Annotated in this window: 17 protein-coding genes; 8 read left to right on the top strand and 9 right to left on the bottom strand. The window is 61.3% G+C overall.

What is annotated here, in order from left to right:
- Positions 1 to 38: 38 nt before the first annotated feature.
- Positions 39 to 1,043 carry a glutathione S-transferase family protein gene (locus BT179_RS07425; protein ID WP_072430637.1) on the top strand — a complete coding sequence of 335 codons (1,005 nt, stop codon included), beginning with the start codon at positions 39 to 41 and terminating at the stop codon, positions 1,041 to 1,043.
- A 68-nt stretch (positions 1,044 to 1,111) separates the two neighbouring features.
- Here the strand turns inward: BT179_RS07425 and cysG are convergent, their stop codons facing one another.
- From cysG to ftsK, 6 genes are all read right to left on the bottom strand, one after another.
- Positions 1,112 to 2,506 carry a siroheme synthase CysG gene (gene cysG, locus BT179_RS07430; protein ID WP_072430638.1) on the bottom strand — a complete coding sequence of 465 codons (1,395 nt, stop codon included), beginning with the start codon at positions 2,504 to 2,506 and terminating at the stop codon, positions 1,112 to 1,114.
- Positions 2,507 to 3,787, bottom strand: coding sequence for a serine--tRNA ligase (gene serS / locus BT179_RS07435; RefSeq protein ID WP_072430639.1), 1,281 nt, complete (start codon positions 3,785 to 3,787; stop codon positions 2,507 to 2,509).
- A gap of 15 nt (positions 3,788 to 3,802) precedes the next feature.
- Positions 3,803 to 4,177 (bottom strand): fluoride efflux transporter CrcB, encoded by a 375-nt coding sequence (gene crcB, locus BT179_RS07440; RefSeq protein WP_072392893.1) that lies wholly within the window; start codon positions 4,175 to 4,177, stop codon positions 3,803 to 3,805.
- Positions 4,174 to 5,499: a replication-associated recombination protein A gene (locus tag BT179_RS07445; protein WP_072392890.1), complete on the bottom strand. Its 1,326-nt coding sequence runs from the start codon at positions 5,497 to 5,499 to the stop codon at positions 4,174 to 4,176. The genes crcB and BT179_RS07445 overlap by 4 nt, the downstream gene beginning before the upstream one ends.
- Before the next feature lie 182 nt (positions 5,500 to 5,681).
- A complete protein-coding gene (gene lolA, locus BT179_RS07450) occupies positions 5,682 to 6,305 on the bottom strand; it encodes an outer membrane lipoprotein periplasmic chaperone LolA (RefSeq protein ID WP_072392887.1) in 624 nt (207 codons plus the stop codon).
- Between the two features lie 63 nt (positions 6,306 to 6,368).
- The gene (gene ftsK / locus BT179_RS07455) at positions 6,369 to 8,774 is read right to left on the bottom strand and encodes a DNA translocase FtsK (RefSeq protein ID WP_072392885.1); all 2,406 of its coding nucleotides are present in this window, start codon (positions 8,772 to 8,774) and stop codon (positions 6,369 to 6,371) included.
- Positions 8,775 to 9,095: 321 nt separating this feature from the next.
- Here ftsK and trxB point away from each other — a divergent pair, with 321 nt between their 5' ends.
- From trxB to infA, 4 genes are all read left to right on the top strand, one after another.
- The gene (trxB, locus tag BT179_RS07460; RefSeq protein WP_072392881.1) at positions 9,096 to 10,055 is read left to right on the top strand and encodes a thioredoxin-disulfide reductase; all 960 of its coding nucleotides are present in this window, start codon (positions 9,096 to 9,098) and stop codon (positions 10,053 to 10,055) included.
- 80 nt (positions 10,056 to 10,135) lie between these two features.
- The gene (aat, locus tag BT179_RS07465) at positions 10,136 to 10,816 is read left to right on the top strand and encodes a leucyl/phenylalanyl-tRNA--protein transferase (RefSeq protein ID WP_072392878.1); all 681 of its coding nucleotides are present in this window, start codon (positions 10,136 to 10,138) and stop codon (positions 10,814 to 10,816) included.
- A 67-nt stretch (positions 10,817 to 10,883) separates the two neighbouring features.
- Complete coding sequence (locus BT179_RS07470) at positions 10,884 to 11,591, top strand: arginyltransferase (RefSeq protein ID WP_072392875.1); 708 nt, start codon at positions 10,884 to 10,886, stop codon at positions 11,589 to 11,591.
- Positions 11,592 to 11,750: 159 nt separating this feature from the next.
- Positions 11,751 to 11,969, top strand: coding sequence for a translation initiation factor IF-1 (gene infA / locus BT179_RS07475; protein ID WP_002553999.1), 219 nt, complete (start codon positions 11,751 to 11,753; stop codon positions 11,967 to 11,969).
- Positions 11,970 to 12,195: 226 nt separating this feature from the next.
- On the opposite strand, the gene clpA is transcribed toward infA, so the two are convergent.
- Both clpA and clpS read right to left on the bottom strand, forming a co-directional pair.
- The gene (gene clpA / locus BT179_RS07480) at positions 12,196 to 14,466 is read right to left on the bottom strand and encodes an ATP-dependent Clp protease ATP-binding subunit ClpA (RefSeq protein WP_072392872.1); all 2,271 of its coding nucleotides are present in this window, start codon (positions 14,464 to 14,466) and stop codon (positions 12,196 to 12,198) included.
- Positions 14,467 to 14,495: 29 nt separating this feature from the next.
- A complete protein-coding gene (gene clpS, locus BT179_RS07485; protein WP_015094394.1) occupies positions 14,496 to 14,858 on the bottom strand; it encodes an ATP-dependent Clp protease adapter ClpS in 363 nt (120 codons plus the stop codon).
- Positions 14,859 to 15,084: 226 nt separating this feature from the next.
- Between clpS and cspD the strand changes: the two genes are divergently transcribed.
- Positions 15,085 to 15,351: a cold shock domain-containing protein CspD gene (gene cspD / locus BT179_RS07490; RefSeq protein ID WP_072392869.1), complete on the top strand. Its 267-nt coding sequence runs from the start codon at positions 15,085 to 15,087 to the stop codon at positions 15,349 to 15,351.
- Between the two features lie 70 nt (positions 15,352 to 15,421).
- Here the strand turns inward: cspD and icd are convergent, their stop codons facing one another.
- Complete coding sequence (icd, locus tag BT179_RS07495) at positions 15,422 to 16,678, bottom strand: NADP-dependent isocitrate dehydrogenase (RefSeq protein ID WP_024779303.1); 1,257 nt, start codon at positions 16,676 to 16,678, stop codon at positions 15,422 to 15,424.
- A 468-nt stretch (positions 16,679 to 17,146) separates the two neighbouring features.
- On the opposite strand from icd, the gene BT179_RS07505 reads away from it, so the two are divergent.
- Complete coding sequence (locus BT179_RS07505; protein ID WP_072392866.1) at positions 17,147 to 19,372, top strand: NADP-dependent isocitrate dehydrogenase; 2,226 nt, start codon at positions 17,147 to 17,149, stop codon at positions 19,370 to 19,372.
- Between the two features lie 214 nt (positions 19,373 to 19,586).
- Positions 19,587 to 20,033 (top strand): NUDIX hydrolase, encoded by a 447-nt coding sequence (locus BT179_RS07510; protein ID WP_072392863.1) that lies wholly within the window; start codon positions 19,587 to 19,589, stop codon positions 20,031 to 20,033.
- Positions 20,034 to 20,059: the final 26 nt, after the last annotated feature.

A 20,059-nucleotide genomic window follows, 5' to 3' on the forward strand; every position in this document is an offset into this window, starting at 1 on the left:
AGACTCGTCTCCAATGTGTATTGGCCGAGGAGATCGAGATGGGTTTGTTAGTCGAAGGCCGCTGGCAGGATCAGTGGTATGAAAGCAAGGACGGCACGTTCCAGCGCGAACAGGCGCAACGCCGTCACTGGATCACCGCCGACGGCAGCGCCGGTCCCACGGGTGATAGTGGATTTGCCGCCGAACCGGGGCGCTACCATCTGTATGTGTCCCTGGCCTGTCCCTGGGCTCATCGCACGCTGATCTTGCGCAAGCTCAAGGGCCTGCAAGAGCTGATCGACGTCTCGGTGGTCAGCTACCTGATGCTGGAGAACGGCTGGACCTTCGACAAGGCCCACGGCTCGACCGGCGACAAACTCGACAACCTGAGTTTCCTGCACCAGCGCTATACCGCCGATACGCCGGACTATACCGGCCGCGTCACCGTTCCAGCGCTGTGGGACAAACAACGGCAACGTATCGTCAGCAACGAATCGGCGGAGATCATCCGCATGTTCAACAGTGCGTTCGATGGCTTGACCGGCAATACCCTGGACCTCTACCCCGAACACTTGCGCAACGATATCGACGCGCTGAACGAGCGCATCTATCCGGCGGTAAACAACGGGGTCTATCGCGCCGGCTTCGCCACCACCCAACAAGCCTATGAGCAGGCATTCGACCAGCTGTTCGCCGAACTGGACCGACTGGAGGCGCTGTTGGGCCTGCAACGCTACTTGACCGGCGAATACCTCACCGAAGCGGATATCCGCCTGTTTACCACCATGATCCGTTTCGACGCGGTGTATTTCGGCCATTTCAAATGCAACCTGCGCCGCATCGCCGACTACCCGAACCTGTCGAACTGGCTGCGGGAGCTGTACCAGTGGCCGGGCATCGCCGACACCGTGGACTTCACCCACATCCAGCGTCATTACTATGGCAGCCACAAGACCATCAACCCCAACGGGATCGTACCCAAGGGGCCGCAGCAGGATTTCAGGGTTGCCCATGATCGGGGAAGGTTGAGTGGGAAAGGGATTTGGCGTGGGACTGAGGGTTGATCCAGGATTTTTATTGCCTCTGAAGGCCAATCGCGAGCAGGCTCGCGATTGCAGGCAGCTCGGTCCTTCTAGACCTGCCCCTGAGCCCCTTCGAACCAGGCCAGCTTCTCGCGCAGTTGCACCACTTCCCCGACGATCACCAGGGTCGGCGCATGCACTTCGTGCTCGGCCACCAGCCGTGGCAAGTCCGCCAAAGTGCCGGTAAAGACCCGCTGGTTGGACGTGGTGCCTTGCTGGATCAACGCCGCCGGCGTATCCGCCGCGCGACCGTGCTTGATCAGCTCGTTGCAGATCATCGGCAGGCCGACCAAGCCCATGTAGAACACCAGGGTCTGGGCCGGTGAAACCAGGTCGGCCCATGGCAGGTCGCTGGTGCCGTCCTTGAGATGGCCCGTGATGAAACGCACCGATTGGGCGTAGTCGCGATGGGTCAGCGGGATCCCGGCGTAGGCCGCGCAACCACTGGCGGCGGTGATGCCGGGGACGACCTGGAACGGGATGCCATGGGCCGCCAGCTCTTCGATCTCCTCGCCACCACGGCCGAAGATGAACGGATCGCCACCCTTCAACCGCACCACGCGCTTGCCCTGACGGGCCAGGTCGACCAATTGCTGGTTGATCTGATCCTGAGGCACGGCGTGTTCGGCGCGGCGCTTGCCAACGTAGATGCGCTCGGCGTCGCGCCGGCACAGTTCGAGGATTGCCGGCGCCACCAGGCGGTCGTACAGCACCACGTCCGCCTGCTGCATCAAGCGCAAGGCGCGGAAGGTCAACAGGTCCGGATCACCCGGCCCGGCACCCACCAGATAGACTTCGCCCGGCGCGTTCGGCGCCTGGCCGTCGATCTTTTCCCGCAGCAAGCGCTCGGCTTCGCCGCCTTGTCCGGCCAGCTGACGGTCGGCGATAGGGCCTTGGAACACCTCTTCCCAGAACGCCCGGCGCTGCTGGACATCAGGAAACAGTTGCTTGACCTGATTGCGAAAACGCGCCGCCAGCCCGGCCAACTGCCCATAGGTCGAGGGAATCCAGGTTTCCAGCTTGGCCCGGATCAGCCGCGCCAGCACCGGCGCGTCGCCGCCACTGGACACCGCGATCACCAAGGGCGAGCGGTCGACGATCGCCGGGAAGATCACGCTGCACAGGGCCGGCGCGTCCACCACGTTGACCGGAACGCAACGCTTGTGGGCGTCGGCCGAGACCTGGGCATTGAGTGGTTCGTCGTCGGTGGCGGCAATGATCAGCCCGCAACCGTCCAGATCCGACTCCAGGTAACCGCGCTGGACACACTCGCCGCCGCTGCCACTGACCAGTTCCCGCAACTGCGGTTCGATGTCGGGTGCGACTACCCGCAGCAACGCGCCGGCATCGGCCAGCAGCCGGGATTTGCGCAAGGCAATTTCCCCGCCGCCCACCACCAGCACGCGGTTACCGCGCAGGTTATGGAACAGTGGCAGATAATCCATTTAACCGATGACCTCGATGCCGCCCATGTAGGGCTTCAACACCTCAGGCACGCGGATCGAACCGTTGGCCTGCTGGTAGTTCTCCAGTACGGCCACCAGGGTACGGCCCACCGCCAGGCCCGAGCCATTGAGGGTGTGGACCAGTTCCGGCTTGCCGGTTTCAGGGTTGCGGTAACGGGCCTGCATCCGACGGGCCTGGAAATCGCCGCAGTTGGAGCACGAGGAAATCTCGCGGTACTTGTCCTGGCTCGGGATCCACACTTCCAGGTCATAGGTCTTGACCGCGCTGAAGCCCATGTCACCCGTGCACAGGGCCAGGGTGCGATACGGCAGCTCCAGCAACTGCAGGACCTTCTCGGCGTTGGCAGTGAGGCTTTCCAGCGCGTCCATGGATTTCGAAGGCTCGACGATCTGCACCATCTCCACCTTGTCGAACTGATGCTGGCGGATCATGCCACGGGTATCGCGACCCGACGCGCCGGCTTCGCTGCGGAAGCATGGCGTATGGGCCACGAATTTGATCGGCAGTTGCTTGGCATCGACGATTTCGCCGGCGACGATGTTGGTCAGCGACACTTCGGCGGTGGGGATCAGGTACAGATCGGCTTCGCCTTCACGACCGATCTTGAACAGGTCTTCCTCGAACTTGGGCAGCTGGCCGGTGCCTTGCAGGGCCGGCGCCTGGACCAGGTACGGGGTGTAGGCTTCCTCGTAACCGTGCTCGGTGACGTGCAGGTTGATCATGAACTGTGCCAGGGCCCGGTGCAGACGGGCGATCGGCCCGCGCAACAGGGCAAAACGGGCGCCGGACAGCTTGGCGGCGGTCTCGAAATCCAGCCAGCCGAATTTCTCGCCCAGGGCCACGTGGTCCTGCACCGGGAAATCGAAGTTCTTTGGCGTGCCCCAGCGACGCACCTCGACATTGCCCTCTTCGTCTTCGCCGATCGGTACCGACTCGTGGGGCAGGTTCGGGATGCCCAGCAGGATCGAATCCAGCTCGGTCTGGATCTTGTCCAGGGCGATCTTGCCGTTGGCGAGCTCGGTTCCCATGCTCTCGACGTTCGCCATCAACGGCGCGATATCTTCGCCGCGCTGCTTGGCCTGGCCAATACTCTTGGAAATGGCGTTACGCTCGGCCTGCAGTTTTTCGGTCTGGGTCTGGACGCTCTTGCGCTGTTCTTCCAGCGTTTCGATGCGCGCGACATCCAGGACGAAGCCGCGGGAGGCCAGGCGATCCGCTACGTCCTGAAGGTTGCTACGTAACAGTTTGGAATCGAGCATGTCGGTCTCTCGTTATCAAAGTTTGGTCAGGGACAGGCCGGCCCAGGTGGCGAGCAGCCCGCCGAATACGCTGATGGCCGCATAGCCCAGGGCCAGCGGCACCTGCCCGCTTTCCAGCAGGCGCACCGTATCCAGTGAAAAGGATGAAAAAGTCGTCAGGCCGCCAAGAAAGCCGACCATCAGCCCCGCACGCACCTCGATGGGCACTTCCGGGCGAATCAAAAACAGACCGTATAGAACGCCGATCAGCAGACAGCCCACGATATTAACGGCCAGCGTCGCGGTATAGAAGTGTCGGGGCCAATTTGCATTGATCCAGTTGCCCGTGGCGAAACGCAACAAGGTGCCGACAATGCCGCCGGCGGAGACTGCGAGGATCAGGGGAATCAAGGTTTTCTCCGCTGCCGTGGACTCGAGCGGTCCAGTTGCGCCAGGTGATTGAGCTTCTCACCGATCTTCAACTCGAGGCCACGGGGCACCGGCTGATAGAACGACTGGGGTTCGAGCTCTTCGGGAAAATAGTCTTCGCCGGCGGCATAGGCATCCGGCTCATCGTGGGCGTAACGGTATTCTTCGCCATAGCCCAATTGCTTCATGAGCTTTGTCGGTGCGTTGCGCAGGTGCAGTGGCACTTCGAGGGAACCGTGCTCGGTGGCGCTGCGCATCGCTGCCTTGAAGCCCATGTACACCGCGTTGCTTTTCGGCGCGCAGGCCAGGTAGGTAATGGCCTGGGCCACGGCGAGCTCGCCTTCGGGGCTGCCGAGGCGTTCCTGAACGTCCCAGGCCGCCAGGCACAGGCTCAGGGCCCGCGGGTCGGCATTGCCGATGTCTTCGCTGGCCATGCGTACCACCCGCCGCGCCAGGTACAGCGGATCGCAGCCGCCATCGATCATCCGCGCGAACCAGTACAAGGCCGCATCGGGATTGGAACCGCGGATGGATTTGTGCAGCGCCGAGATCTGGTCATAGAACGCCTCGCCGCCCTTGTCGAAACGCCGCCGGGTATCGCCCAGCAGGCTTTGCAGCAGCTCGACGCCGATCTCGCTGTCATCCTCGGCCAGGTCCGACGCGTTCTCCAACAGATTGAGCAGGCGGCGACCATCGCCATCGGCGGCGGACACCAGCATCTGGAAACCTTCATCGCTGAGGCTCAGCCTGCGCTTGCCCAGGCCTCGTTCTTCGGTCAATGCGCGTTGCACCAGCTTGCGCATCGCGGCCTCGTCGAGGCTCTTGAGCACATAGACCCGCGCCCGGGACAGCAAGGCGTTGTTGAGTTCGAACGAGGGGTTTTCGGTGGTCGCGCCGATGAAGATCAGCGTGCCGTCCTCGACGTAGGGCAGGAACGCATCCTGCTGCGACTTGTTGAAGCGGTGCACTTCGTCCACGAACAGGATGGTGCGCTTGCCGTACTGGCCGGCCTGCTGCTTGGCCACTTCCACCGCCTGGCGGATCTCCTTGACCCCGGCCAGCACCGCCGAGACCGTTTCGAAATGCGCGTCCGAGACTTCCGCCAGCAGCCGCGCCAGGGTGGTCTTGCCCACCCCCGGCGGCCCCCAGAAAATCATCGAGTGCAACGCACCCTGCTCCAGGGCTTCGCGCAAAGGCTTGCCGCGAGCGAGCACATGCTCCTGGCCGACGTACTCGTCCAGGTTGGTCGCACGCAGGCGGGCAGCCAGTGGCTGGGCGATCGGGGCACTTCGAAACAGGTCCATGATTTTACAAAACCTCCGCCGGGTCCTGTTGCCGATCAGTTAAACAATTGAACACCACAATCGATTGCGCGAGCGAGCTTGCTCCGGGCGGCGATCCGACGATAGCGGTGTGCCAGTCACCGCAACTCCCACTGATCCGACGCTATCGCGAGCAAGCTCGCTCCCACAGCGGCTATATGGGGTTACTCCTGGATCACATCGGCACCCTTGGGGATGTCGAACTTGAACTTGGACGCGGCGATCGGCTCGTTGGCCTTCACACCGGTGAACAGGATGTTGGTGCGCTGGCCGACGCTGTCGATCAGTTGCATGTCATTGACCAGGCCATTGCGGAACGACAGGCGCAGGCTATCGAACAGGCTGTCCTTGGTCTTGGGCTTGAGGGTGAAGTCGATCACGCCACCGGCTTCCTTCGCACTGATGTCGAAGCTCTGGCTGATCTTGGAGATATCGCCGGACAGCAGCAAGGCCGGGGTCTGGGTCAGGCGCTGGTCGAGGGTCTTGATAGTGACCTGCTCCAGGTCCGGGTCCCACAGGGAGACTTTCTTGCCATCGGACACCATCAGCTGTTCGGCCGGCGCATCGGTGTGCCAGTAGAACAGGCCAGGACGCTGCAGGGCCATTTCACCGGCGGTTTCCTGCAGTTGGGTGCCGCTGCCATCGAGGGTCAGCTGGGAAAAGCGTGCGGTCAGGGTCTGGGAGCGCTCCAGCAACTGGGTCAGGCGCGCCACGTCCTTTTCATCGGCATGGGCCGACAACGTGGTCAGGGCCAGTACGGGTAACAGCAACATGCGAATCAGGCGCATGGGAGTCCTCATGAATTCGTGGGGGATGGGCGGCGTGTCACCGACAGGCCGCCCAGGTCGTTGTCAGTCGCGCATCGGGCCCGGCGCCAGCACTTCACGCGAGCCGTTGGTGTTCATGGCCGTCACGACCCCGGCCATTTCCATGGCCTCGATCATGCGGGCGGCGCGGTTATAGCCGATCTTGAGCTTGCGCTGGACGGCGGAAATCGACGCCCGACGGCTTTCCAGGACGAACTGCACCGCTTCGTCATAGAGCGCATCGGTTTCCGCGTCTTCGTCGCCACCGCCACCACCGCCTTCGAAGCCGCTGCCAGCCTCTTCGACGCCGTTGAGGATGTCGTCGTTGTATTCGGGGGCGCCGCGCAGTTTCCACGCCTCCACCACCCGGTGCACTTCGTCGTCGGAAACGAACGCACCGTGCACCCGGATTGGCAGGCTGGTCCCCGGTGGCATGTACAACATGTCACCATGGCCCAGCAGTTGTTCGGCGCCCCCCTGGTCGATGATGGTGCGCGAGTCGATCTTGCTCGACACCTGGAACGCCATGCGAGTCGGGATGTTGGCCTTGATCAGGCCGGTGATCACGTCCACGGATGGTCGCTGGGTAGCGAGGATCAGGTGGATACCGGCCGCACGGGCCTTCTGGGCGATCCGGGCGATCAGTTCTTCGACCTTCTTGCCGACGATCATCATCATGTCGGCGAATTCGTCCACCACCACCACGATGGTCGGCAGCTTGTGCAGCAGCGGCGCCTCGTCGTGGATGCTTTCGCGGTGGTACAGCGGGTCGGTCAACGGCGTGCCCGCCTCCTCGGCCTCCTTGACCTTGGCGTTGAAGCCCGACAGGTTGCGCACGCCCAGCTTGGCCATCAGCTTGTAGCGACGCTCCATCTCGGCAACGCTCCAGCGCAGGGCGTTGGCGGCGTCCTTCATGTCGGTCACCACCGGGCACAGCAGGTGCGGAATGCCTTCGTAGATCGACAGTTCGAGCATCTTCGGGTCGATCATGATCAGCTTGGCGTCTTCCGGGCCGGACTTGAACAGGATCGACAGGATCATCGCGTTCACACCCACCGACTTACCCGAACCGGTGGTACCGGCCACCAGCAGGTGGGGCATCTTCGCCAGGTCGGTGATGACCGGCTTGCCGCCGATGTCGTGGCCCAGGGCCAGGGTGACCGGCGACTTGTGGTTGTCGTACTCGGGAGTCGAGAGCACCTCGGAGAAACGCACGATCTGGCGATCTTCGTTGGGAATCTCGATACCCACGGTGGTCTTGCCCGGAATCACTTCCACCACCCGTACGCTGGTGACGGCCAGCGAACGCGCCAGGTCCTTCGCGAGGTTGGCGATGCGGCTGACCTTCACGCCGGCGGCCGGCTGGATTTCGTAACGGGTGATGACCGGCCCCGGGTGGATCGAATCCACCGAAACCTCGACCCCGAACTCCTTGAGCTTGATCTCCAGCAGATGGCCGACGGCCGCCAGGGACTCGGGGGAATAGTTGAGCTGTTTCTTCTCGGCCGGATCGAGGATTGAAATCGGCGGCAAGGTGCCTTCCACCGCGCTGTCGACGAACAGGGGCACCTGTTTTTCCTTCTGCACGCGCTTGCTCGGCTCCGGCGCCTTGGCCGGGGCCATGGTGATGACCGGCGGCACCTGTTTCTCGCGCTCGGACATGTGCTTGCTCAAGGCCTGCTCACGCTCGATCAGGCGCTCCTTGACCTTGGCCTGCTCGCGCTTGTCGGGGACGGTCGGCGCCACCACGTCGTGGACGCGGTCGTCGACCTCACGCAGTTGCGCCACCAGCTGCTTGCGCTCGGTGCGCGCCGCCCACCAGCGATTCACCGCCCCCTGGATCAGCTCGATCAGGTCGAGGGTGATCTTGCCGGTGATGTCCATGACCTTGAACCAGGAAAGATCGGTGAATACGGTCAGGCCAAAGAGAAACAGGGCAATGAACAGCAATGTGCTGCCCTGGATGTTCAGGGCATTCCTGGCCAGGTCGCCAAGGCTTTCCCCCAGCGCACCGCCGGCTCCGGCCGGCAGGCCGGTGGGCGCATGAAAATGGATATGGGCCAGCGCGGCGCCCGACAGCACCAGGAACACCAGGCCGATGAGCCGCCAGGAGAACAACCAGCCGCTCCACTGCCACGGCTCGTGGCGCTGGCGGAAGATCTGGTAGGCCTTGATCGCCAGCAGCAGCGGGAAGATATAGGCGAAATAGCCCAGCACCATGAACAGGATGTCGGCGCTGTAGGAGCCGGCCGGACCGCCAAAGTTCTGCACGTCGTCGATCTTGCTGTTGTGGCTCCAGCCCGGATCATCCTTGCCGTAGGTCAGCAAGGCCATCATCAGGAACAGGCACAAGGCCCCGATGGCGATCAATGCACCTTCCTTGAGCCGGTAGTGCAATTGCTGGCGCCAGAGCGGAACGACTGTCTTGGGTGCTGCGGTGGATTTCTTCAAAACGCTTCTTTTCCTGCGCCGACGGCGCGTTCCTCTGTTGAATGACTGAACGTGTAAAAAACGGCCCGCAGGAGCCGGCAAAAAAGTGAAAGTGCTCAACCGGTACTACTTTTACCACTGAGACGTGCATCCGGAAAACCGCAGGTGTTGCCCAAGATTTGACCTTTTGCCCGTCCGGCGTTCAAAACACAAGCATTGTACGGGTTTAGCAGCCCGGAGGCATTGCCCGCCCGCGTGGTTGGAGCATAGCCAGAAAAAGTGGCACCAGCGCCAATTTGAGCACGCATTCTCTTTTGTGACAAAGGCTTATGAGGTGTTTTTATGAACGAAGTGAAGCATTCGCGCCTGATCATTCTCGGATCTGGCCCCGCCGGCTACAGCGCTGCTGTCTATGCCGCCCGCGCCAACCTCAAACCCGTTGTCATCACCGGCCTGCAGGCCGGTGGCCAGCTCACCACCACGGTGGAGGTCGACAACTGGCCCGGCGATGTCGAAGGCCTGACCGGACCGGTGCTGATGGAGCGCATGCAACGACACGCCGAGCGCTTCGACACACAGATCGTCTACGACCATATCCACACCGCCAAGTTGCAGCAGCGTCCGTTCGAACTCATCGGCGACAGCGGCACTTATACCTGCGACGCGCTGATTATCGCCACCGGCGCCTCGGCCCAGTACCTGGGCCTGCCCTCGGAGGAAACGTTCGCCGGCAAGGGCGTTTCCGCCTGTGCCACCTGCGACGGATTCTTCTACCGCAACCAGGTGGTGGCCGTCGTCGGCGGCGGCAACACCGCCGTGGAGGAAGCCCTGTATCTGTCCAATATCGCCAGGGAGGTGCACCTGATCCACCGCCGGGACAAGCTGCGCGCGGAAAAAATACTCCAGGACAAACTCTTCGAAAAGGCCGCCAACGGCAATATCCGCCTGCACTGGAACGAGAACCTGGACGAAGTGCTGGGCGACGCCAGCGGCGTGACCGGCGCTCGCCTGCGCAACAGCCAGAGCGGCGAAACCAGCACCTTGCAACTGGCCGGCGTGTTCATCGCCATCGGCCACAAGCCCAATACCGACCTGTTCCAGGGCCAGTTGAACATGCGGGACGGCTATCTGTTGGTGCGCGGTGGCAGCGAGGGCAATGCCACCGCCACCGATATCGAAGGCGTGTTCGCGGCCGGCGACGTGGCCGACCACGTGTATCGCCAGGCCATTACCTCGGCCGGTGCCGGCTGCATGGCCGCCCTCGACGCCGAGAAGTATCTCGATGACATTCCTGCCGTTTGACGGTTAACCTTTGGGCGGGCGCCGATCCGAGCAGAACGTGAACGCGCCCGCCCCCTCCCCTTCTGCAAGCCCGGACACCCATGCTGACTTGGTTACAACGCAACACCCTCGATTTTCCACCACTGGAAAAAGCCATGCGCGACCCCAACGGGCTGCTGGCCGCTGGTGGCGACCTGTCCGCCGACCGGCTGATCCAGGCCTACCGCCACGGCTGCTTCCCGTGGTTTTCCGAGGGTCAGCCAATCCTGTGGTGGTCACCCGATCCACGCACCGTTCTGTTTCCCGACGAACTGCATGTCTCGCGCAGCCTGGGCAAGCTTCTGCGCAAGCAACGCTATGAAGTGACGTTCGACAAGGACTTCGCTGCTGTAATCAAGGCCTGCGCCGAGCCCCGCGCCTATGCCGACGGGACCTGGATCACCGAGGCCATGCAAACCGCCTATCTGGAACTGCATCGACGCGGCTTCGCCCATTCGGTGGAAGTCTGGGACCAGGGCCAGCTGGTGGGCGGCCTGTACGGATTGGCCATGGGGCAGCTGTTTTTTGGCGAGTCCATGTTCAGCCGGGCCGACAATGCCTCTAAATTCGGCTTCGCGACCCTGGTCCAGCACCTCAAGACGGCCGGTTTCGTGCTGATAGACTGCCAGATGCCTACCGAGCACCTGCACAGCCTGGGCGCCCGATCGATCCCACGCACTGCGTTCGCCGGCTATCTCAAGGCCCATCTGGACCGCCCCAACCAAGCGACCTGGGTTTGCTGAGCGACATTGGCGCTGGTGGCTTACACTTAACCAGAGTTTGTTTTCGTCTTATGCCCGAGGGTTGATCATGACCGAGTTGGCGCGTTTGAAGTTCTATGCCACTCAGCCCCACTCTTGCAGTTATCTGCCGGAGGAGCAGGCCACGACGCTGTTCCTCGACCCTAGCCAGCCCATGGACGTGCATGTCTACGCTGACCTGTCGGAAATGGGTTTCCGTCGCAGCGGCGACCACCTCTACAGGCCTCATTGCCAGCATTGCAACGCCTGTGTGCCCGCCCGCATACCCGTAGCGCGGTTCACGCCCAATCGCCAGCAGAAGCGCATCTTCAAACGCAACGCCGATATCCAGGTGCGGCCGGCCAAACCACAGTTCAGCGAAGAATATTTCGACCTGTACCAACGCTATATCGAGCAGCGCCATGCCGACGGCGACATGTACCCGCCCAGCCGCGATCAGTTCTCCACCTTCCTGGTTCGCGACCTGCCCTTCTCTCGTTTTTATGAGTTCCGCCTCGAAGGACGACTGGTGGCCATTGCCGTGACGGACCTGCTGCCCAACGGCCTTTCCGCCGTGTACACCTTCTACGAGCCCAACGAGGAGCGGCGTAGCCTGGGACGGTTTGCCATTCTCTGGCAGATCGCCGAAGCCCGGCGCCTGGGCCTGGAAGCGGTATACCTGGGCTACTGGATCAAGAACTGCAAAAAAATGAACTACAAGACCCAATATCGGCCTATCGAATTGCTGATCAACCAGCGTTGGGTGGTTCTCAACTAGAGGACGCTCTCGATGGGCTTCCCTACCGCGATAAAGAACCAACAGAGAACGCCCCCAAGAACCCCTTGGCTTGCCCCCCCTTTTTCGGGCACAATGCACGCCGCTTTTGCCTGGCGCAGTTGCACCGGGCCATTCACTGGATACCGAGGGCTTTACTGCATGTCGAAAGAAGACAGCTTCGAAATGGAAGGCACTGTCGTCGACACCCTGCCCAACACCATGTTTCGCGTGGAGTTGGAAAATGGGCACGTCGTTACCGCGCATATCTCCGGCAAGATGCGCAAGAACTACATTCGTATTCTGACCGGTGACAAAGTGCGCGTCGAGCTGACGCCCTATGACTTGAGTAAAGGGCGCATCACTTACCGCGCTCGCTAACAAGTCAATACAGGACGCCCGGCTAGATGCCGGGCGTTTTTGTTTGCCTGGGATTTGATACCCCCTTGTGGGAGCGAGCTTGCTCGCGATAGCAGAGGATCAGCTTGCATGGATGCCGGGCGTGCCGCCGCCATCGCGAGCAAGCTCGCTCCCACAGAGGTCGGCGTATTCCTGAAGCCAGCAAAAAGGCGCCTTTCGGCGCCTTTTTGCTTGTTACGGGTGGCGATCAGGCCATTTCGGCCGTGGTTTCGAAGTCGAAGGTCAGCTCGCCGTCCTTGATGTCGATGTGAACCACACCGCCATGCTCGGCCAGTTCGCCAAAGAGAATCTCCTCCGCCAGCGGACGCTTGATCTTGTCCTGGATCAGGCGAGCCATCGGCCGGGCCCCCATCGTCACATCGTAACCACCCTCCGCCAGCCAGCTGCGAGCCGCATCGGTGACTTCCAGCAGTACACGCTTGTCTTCGAGCTGCGCCTGAAGTTCGGTAAGGAACTTGTCCACCACGCTCTTGATGACTTCATGACTGAGGCGACCAAACTGGATGATGGTGTCCAGGCGGTTGCGGAACTCAGGCGTGAAGCTCTTCTTGATCACTTCCATCGCATCGGACGAATGGTCCTGATGGGTGAAACCGATCGAAGCGCGAGCCGCGGTCTCGGCACCGGCGTTCGTGGTCATGATGATGATCACGTTGCGGAAATCCGCCTTGCGCCCGTTGTTGTCGGTCAGCGTACCGTGGTCCATCACCTGCAGCAGCAGGTTGAAGACTTCCGGATGCGCCTTCTCGATCTCATCGAGCAGCAACACGCAGTGAGGCTGCTTGGTAATGGCTTCGGTCAGCAAGCCACCCTGGTCGAAACCGACATACCCCGGAGGCGCACCGATCAGCCGCGAGACGGTATGACGCTCCATGTATTCGGACATGTCGAAGCGAACCAGCTCGATCCCCAGCGCCTTGGCCAGTTGCCGCGCCGCCTCGGTCTTGCCCACGCCGGTCGGCCCGGCGAACAGGAACGAACCTACCGGCTTGTCCGGCGATTTCAGCCCGGCACGGGACAGTTTGATAGCCGTGGACAGCGAATCGATGGCTGCATCCTGGCCGAACACTGTCAGCTTCAGGTCACGCTCCAGATTGCGCAGCAGCTCCTTGTCGGAACTGGTGACGTGCTTGGGCGGAATGCGTGCGATCTTCGCCACGATATCCTCGACCTGTGGCACCTCGATACGCTTGACGCGGCTCTCGGCAGGCTGCAGGCGCTGATAGGCACCGGCCTCGTCGATGACGTCGATGGCCTTGTCCGGCATGTGCCGGTCATTGATGTAGCGCGAAGCCAGTTCGGCGGCAGCGCGCAAGGCATCATCGCTGTATTCGATGCTGTGGTGCAGCTCGAAACGCCCTTTCAGGCCGCGCAGGATACCGATGGTGTCTTCCACCGAGGGTTCCGACACGTCGACCTTCTGGAAACGCCGCGCCAGGGCACGATCCTTCTCGAAGATCCCGCGGAACTCCTGGAAGGTGGTCGAGCCGATGCAGCGGATGTCGCCCGACGAGAGCAGCGGCTTGAGCAGGTTCGAAGCGTCCATGACGCCACCGGAGGCAGCCCCGGCACCGATGATGGTGTGAATCTCATCGATGAACAGGATCGCCTGGGGACGTTTTTTCAGCTCGCCCAGCAAAGCCTTGAAGCGCTTCTCGAAATCACCGCGGTACTTGGTGCCGGCCAGCAAGGCACCCAGGTCGAGGGAATAGACCACGCTGTTGGCCAGCAGGTCCGGCACCTGGCTGTCGACGATGCGCTTGGCCAGGCCTTCGGCGATGGCGGTCTTGCCCACGCCCGCCTCGCCCACCAACAATGGGTTGTTCTTGCGGCGCCGGGCCAGGATCTGGGCGACGCGCTCGACTTCGGCCTCGCGCCCCACCAGCGGATCGATCCGCCCCTGGCGCGCCAGTTCGTTCAGGTTGCTGGCATAGGCATCCAGCGGATTGCCCGAGGAAGAAGACTCACCGCCCTCGTCGTCCTGCATATCCTGCTCACCTTCGGAATGATCGCCATGCCCCGGCACCTTGGAAATGCCATGGGCGATGTAGTTGACGACATCGATACGCGCAACGCTCTGCTGCTTGAGCAGGAAAACCGCCTGGCTTTCCTGCTCACTGAAGATGGCAACCAGCACGTTGGCGCCGGTGACTTCACGCTTGCCCGAGCTCTGTACATGAAAGACAGCACGCTGCAGGACACGCTGGAAGCCCAGGGTTGGCTGGGTTTCGCGATCCTCGTCGTGGACGGGGATCAATGGCGTGGTGGAGTCGATGAACTCCTGCAGATCATGCTTGAGTTTATCGAGGTTTGCGCCGCAGGCACGCAAAACGGTGGCGGCAGCCTCGTTATCCAATAGGGCCAACAGCAGGTGCTCGACGGTCATGAATTCATGACGCTTCGAACGAGCCTCCTTGAAGGCAAGATTGAGGGTGACTTCGAGCTCGCGGTTTAACATGGCTTCACCTCATACCCAAGTGGTCGGCGTTAACCGTCCTTCTCGATTTCACAGAGTAGCGGATGCTGGCTTTCCCGGGCGTACTGGTTGACCTGCATGGCCTTTGTCTCGGCGATGTCGCGGGTAAACACTCCGCATACTGCCCGTCCCTCTGTATGAACGGCCAGCATGACCTTTGTCGCCAGCTCGCGATTAAGGTTGAAAAACACCTCGAGCACTTCGACGACGAAATCCATCGGTGTGTAGTCATCGTTGAACAAAACCACCTTGTACATCGGTGGCGCCTGTAACGCGGGCTTCGCTTCCTGGACAGCAATGCCTGCGGAATCGTCGTCGTGGAGATCCGGGCGATCCTGATTGAATGTTAGTCGAATCTGGCTGATTGCATGCATGGAAAGAAAGGTTCGTTTAGTTGGCATTTACAGTAATGGGGGCACCCGCTGGCGTTTTCAACCGCCACCGCCGGGTCACCTTGACTATCGGCAAAACGGTGTTACAACCAATAGAGCCCATCGCGGGTTAAAAAGGTCCGCGGCATTGATCCTGACAACAAGATTAGACTGCGGATGAACCGGATGATACTCCAGTGATGGAGTGCGTTGCAGAGGGATATGGTTTATGTCGGTCGTTAAGATGAGTGGCAAGGTGAAATGGTTCAACAATGCCAAAGGCTACGGATTCATTCTCGCGGCTGGCAGGGAAGAAGACCTTTTCGCGCACTACTCGGCAATCAATATGGATGGCTACAAGACCTTGAAAGCGGGGCAAGATGTTACATTTAATGTCATCCAGGGCCCCAAGGGGTTGCACGCAGTCAATATCACGCTGCAGGAAATCGAAAACGCCCCCACTCCCGCCAAAGCCAAGGTCACCGAGACCCATTGACCTGCAGTAGCTTCCGGGCACGAAAAAGCCCGGCTCGAGAGATCGAGCCGGGCTTTTTTATGACAATTTCTTACATGTGGGAAATCAGTGCATCACCGAAGCCCGAGGAGGACACCAGCTTGGCGCCCTCCATCAGGCGCTCGAAGTCATAGGTCACGGTCTTGGCCGAAATCGCACCGTTGGTACCCTTGATGATCAGGTCGGCCGCTTCGGTCCAACCCATGTGGCGCAGCATCATTTCCGCCGACAGGATCAACGAACCCGGGTTGACCTGGTCCTTGCCCGCATACTTGGGTGCGGTGCCGTGGGTGGCTTCGAACATGGCCACGGTGTCGGACAGGTTGGCCCCCGGCGCGATACCGATACCCCCCACTTCCGCCGCCAGGGCGTCGGAGAGATAGTCGCCGTTGAGGTTCAGGGTGGCGATCACGTCATATTCGGCCGGACGCAGCAGGATCTGCTGGAGCATGGCATCGGCGATGGCGTCCTTGACCACGACGTTCTTGCCAGTCTTGGGGTTCTTGAACTGCATCCAAGGGCCGCCATCGAGCAGGGTCGCGCCGAACTCCTCGGCGGCCACTTCGTAGGCCCACTCCTTGAAGGCACCTTCGGTGAACTTCATGATGTTGCCTTTGTGCACGATGGTCAGCGAATCTCGGTCGTTGTCGACCACGTATTGCAAAGCCTTGCGCGCCAGACGCTTGGTCCCCTGCTTGGACACCGGCTTGACGCCGATACCGCAGTCCTCGTCGAAACGGATCTTGGTCACGCCCATTTCTTCCTTGAGGAACTTGATCACCTTGGTGGCTTCGGCCGACCCGGCCTTCCACTCGATACCGGCATAGATGTCTTCGGAGTTCTCACGGAAAATCGTCATGTCCACGTCGCCGGGCTTCTTGACCGGGCTCGGCACGCCTTCGAACCAGCGCACCGGACGCAGGCAGACGTACAGGTCCAGCTGTTGACGCAGGGCCACGTTCAGCGAGCGGATACCGCCACCGACCGGCGTGGTCAGGGGGCCCTTGATGGAAACCACGTAGTCCTTGACCGCATCCAGGGTTTCCTGGGGCAGCCAGGTGTCCTGGTCGTAGACCTGGGTCGCTTTCTCACCGGCATAGACTTCCATCCAGGAAATCTTGCGCTTGCCGCCGTAGGCCTTCTGCACCGCGGCGTCCACGACCTTGATCATGACCGGGCTGATGTCGACGCCAATGCCGTCACCTTCAATGAAGGGGATGATCGGATTGTCAGGAACATTAAGAGAATGGTCTGCATTGACGGTAATTTTGTCACCGACGGCCGGAACCTGAATCTTTTGATACCCCATGCTGAACTCCATTGCTTGGATTGAACATCTGGCTGCGTTCGAGCGTACCCCAGTTGAATCGGCGCGCAAACCCTACCAAGACCAAAGAGATACAGTTCGCCGCGTACAACCCTGAAAACCAAGGGAAAAGCGCCAAACATGAGCATAGACGCCTTCACGTCCCTGCGACGTTTAGACCAATGGACGAGTACGAAGGTCTATGAACCATCGGCAGATCGCCAGCTACCTATGTATAATGCCGCCGCTGACCACAGGGTCACGACGGCTGACTGCTCTGCGACAGGACTTTCCGCCCGTTAAAAGCCGGTCCGTTACCGCGGCCCGACCGCTTGACGCTCGACTGATGCACCCAACATCACCGCGAAGAAACCTCGACATTCGGCTCACGGATGACTTTGAACGAACGCGCTTACCCGGCGCCCTCGAGTTTCTGCGCATGCTTTAGCAAAGAAGAGAGTTAATCCGAATATGCCCACCCGCTCGAAGATCATCTATACCTTCACCGACGAAGCCCCCGCCCTCGCCACCTATTCGCTGCTGCCGATCGTCGAAGCCTTCACCGCTTCGGCCGATATCGCTGTGGAAACCCGCGATATCTCCCTCGCAGGGCGTATCCTGGCCAGCTTCCCCGAGCAACTGGGTGACAAAGCCGTAGCCGACCACCTCGCCGAACTGGGCGAACTGGCCGTCACGCCTGAAGCCAACATCATCAAGCTGCCGAACATCAGCGCCTCGGTGCCGCAACTGCAGGCCGCGATCAAGGAATTGCAGGCCCAGGGCTACGCACTGCCGGACTACCCGGAAACCGTGACCACCGAGGCCGAGAAAGATGCTCGCGCCCGTTACGACAAGGTCAAGGGCAGCGCCGTGAACCCGGTCCTGCGCGAAGGCAACTCCGACCGCCGCGCGCCGCTGTCGGTCAAGAACTACGCTCGCAAGCACCCGCACAAGATGGGTGCCTGGACCGCCGACTCCAAGTCCCATGTGGCCCACATGAGCAACGGCGATTTCTACGGCAGCGAAAAAGCCGCCCTGATCGACGCCGCCGGCAGTGTGAAAATCGAGCTGATCGCCCAGGATGGCACCGCCACCGTCCTGAAGGAAAAGACCACCGTACAAGCCGGTGAGATCCTCGACTGCGCCGTCATGAGCAAAAAGGCCCTGCGCGACTTCATCGCCGCCGAAATCGAAGACGCCAAGCACAAAGGCGTCCTGTTGTCGGTGCACCTCAAGGCCACCATGATGAAGGTCTCCGACCCGATCATGTTCGGCCAGATCGTGGCCGAGTTCTACAAGGACGCCCTGGCCAAGCACGCCGACGTACTGGAACAGATCGGCTTCAACCTGAACAACGGCATCGGCGATCTGTACGCTCGTATCAAGGCCCTGCCGGCCGAACAGCAGGCCCAGATCGAAGCCGACATCCAGGCGGTCTACGCGGCGCGCCCATCCCTGGCAATGGTCAACTCCGACAAGGGCATCACCAACCTGCACGTGCCGAGCGACGTCATCGTCGACGCCTCGATGCCAGCCATGATCCGTGACTCCGGCAAGATGTGGGGCACCGACGGCCAGCTGCACGACACCAAGGCCGTGATCCCGGATCGTTGCTACGCCACCATCTACCAGGCAGTGATCGAAGACTGCAAGCAGCACGGCGCCTTCGACCCGACCACCATGGGCAGCGTGCCGAACGTCGGCCTGATGGCCAAGAAAGCCGAAGAGTACGGCTCCCACGACAAGACCTTCCAGATCAAGGTCGACGGCGTGGTCCGCGTCAGCGACAGCAACGGTCGCACCCTGCTGGAACAGAACGTGGAAGCCGGCGACATCTTCCGCATGTGCCAGACCAAGGACGCACCGATCCAGGACTGGGTCAAGCTGGCGGTCAACCGTGCCCGCGCCAGCAATACCCCGGCCATCTTCTGGCTGGACCCGATGCGCGCCCACGACGGCGTGGTGATCGAGAAAGTCCAGGCCTACCTGAAGGATCACGACACCGCGGGCCTGGATATCCGCATCATGTCGCCGGTCGATGCGATGAAGTTCACCCTGGCCCGCACCCGCGAAGGCAAGGACACCATTTCGGTGACCGGCAACGTACTGCGCGACTACCTCACCGACCTGTTCCCGATCATGGAGCTGGGCACCAGCGCCAAGATGCTGTCCATCGTGCCGCTGATGAATGGCGGCGGCCTGTTCGAAACCGGCGCCGGCGGTTCGGCACCCAAGCACGTTCAACAGCTGCTGGAAGAGAACTTCCTGCGCTGGGATTCCCTGGGTGAGTTCCTGGCCCTGGCCGCTTCCCTGGAACACCTGGGCGTGACCTACAACAACCCGAAAGCGCTGGTGCTGGCCAAGACTCTCGACCAGGCGACTGGCGAGTTCCTGGACCGCAACAAGTCGCCTTCGCGCAAGGTCGGCGGCATCGACAACCGCGGCAGCCATTTCTACCTGACCCTGTTCTGGGCCCAGGCACTGGCCGCTCAGGACGACGACGCAGCCCTCAAGGCCCAGTTCGCGCCCCTGGCCAAGACCCTGACCGACAACGAAGAGAAGATCGTTGCCGAGCTCAACGCCGTCCAAGGCAAGCCAGTGGACATTGGCGGCTATTACTTCGCCAATCCGGAACTGACCAGCAAGGCCATGCGCCCGAGCGCCACCTTCAACGCGGCGATCGCTGCGCTGGTGTAAGGTTGTAAGGGAACATCACAAACCCCGGCCTTGTGCCGGGGTTTGTGTTTGCGACCTCAACACATTTCCCCCTGAAGATATATTCCCTGTGGGAGCGAGCTTGCTCGCGATAGCGATATAACATTCAACATTGATATTGACTGCACCACCGCTATCGCGAGCAAGCTCCCCCCACAGTGGCCTGCATTCCAGTCCGAGAACCAGAGGAGTGTCCATGAACTGGCAACCCCACATCACCGTCGCCACCATCGTCGAAGACAATGGCCGTTTCCTGATGGTGGAAGAGTCCAAGGGTGGACGCGCGGTGCTCAACCAGCCGGCCGGCCACCTGGACCCCAACGAAACACTGATCGAAGCCGCTGTACGCGAAACCCTGGAAGAAACCGGCTGGGACGTCGAACCCACCGACGTGGTGGGCATTTACCTGTACACCGCGCCCAGCAACGGCGTGACTTACCAGCGCGTCTGTTTCGCCGCCAGGGCCTTGAACCATAACCCCGACTCTCCACTGGATGACGGCATCCTCGGCGCTAAATGGCTAAGCCGCGACGAACTGCTCGAACAGCGCGACCACTGGCGCAGCGAGCTGATCATCCGCTGCATCGACGATTACCTGGCCGGTCATCGCCACAGCCTGGCACTGATACGCCCTTCCCTTTAGCCTTGCGCGCCCGGGCCTGATAGAAT

The sequence above is a fragment of the Pseudomonas sp. NFACC43 genome (assembly GCF_900119645.1).
Taxonomy (GTDB): Bacteria; Pseudomonadota; Gammaproteobacteria; order Pseudomonadales; family Pseudomonadaceae; genus Aquipseudomonas.

Excerpts from the sequence above, each read along its gene's own strand:
- BT179_RS07425 (WP_072430637.1), top strand. The coding sequence starts at position 39 with ATGGGTTTGTTAGTCGAAGGCCGCTGGCAGGATCAGTGGTATGAAAGC.
- cysG (WP_072430638.1), bottom strand. The coding sequence starts at position 2,506 with ATGGATTATCTGCCACTGTTCCATAACCTGCGCGGTAACCGCGTGCTG.
- serS (WP_072430639.1), bottom strand. The coding sequence starts at position 3,787 with ATGCTCGATTCCAAACTGTTACGTAGCAACCTTCAGGACGTAGCGGAT.
- BT179_RS07445 (WP_072392890.1), bottom strand. The coding sequence starts at position 5,499 with ATGGACCTGTTTCGAAGTGCCCCGATCGCCCAGCCACTGGCTGCCCGC.
- lolA (WP_072392887.1), bottom strand. The coding sequence starts at position 6,305 with ATGCGCCTGATTCGCATGTTGCTGTTACCCGTACTGGCCCTGACCACG.
- trxB (WP_072392881.1), top strand. The coding sequence starts at position 9,096 with ATGAACGAAGTGAAGCATTCGCGCCTGATCATTCTCGGATCTGGCCCC.
- aat (WP_072392878.1), top strand. The coding sequence starts at position 10,136 with ATGCTGACTTGGTTACAACGCAACACCCTCGATTTTCCACCACTGGAA.
- BT179_RS07470 (WP_072392875.1), top strand. The coding sequence starts at position 10,884 with ATGACCGAGTTGGCGCGTTTGAAGTTCTATGCCACTCAGCCCCACTCT.
- infA (WP_002553999.1), top strand. The coding sequence starts at position 11,751 with ATGTCGAAAGAAGACAGCTTCGAAATGGAAGGCACTGTCGTCGACACC.
- clpA (WP_072392872.1), bottom strand. The coding sequence starts at position 14,466 with ATGTTAAACCGCGAGCTCGAAGTCACCCTCAATCTTGCCTTCAAGGAG.
- clpS (WP_015094394.1), bottom strand. The coding sequence starts at position 14,858 with ATGCATGCAATCAGCCAGATTCGACTAACATTCAATCAGGATCGCCCG.
- cspD (WP_072392869.1), top strand. The coding sequence starts at position 15,085 with ATGTCGGTCGTTAAGATGAGTGGCAAGGTGAAATGGTTCAACAATGCC.
- icd (WP_024779303.1), bottom strand. The coding sequence starts at position 16,678 with ATGGGGTATCAAAAGATTCAGGTTCCGGCCGTCGGTGACAAAATTACC.
- BT179_RS07505 (WP_072392866.1), top strand. The coding sequence starts at position 17,147 with ATGCCCACCCGCTCGAAGATCATCTATACCTTCACCGACGAAGCCCCC.
- BT179_RS07510 (WP_072392863.1), top strand. The coding sequence starts at position 19,587 with ATGAACTGGCAACCCCACATCACCGTCGCCACCATCGTCGAAGACAAT.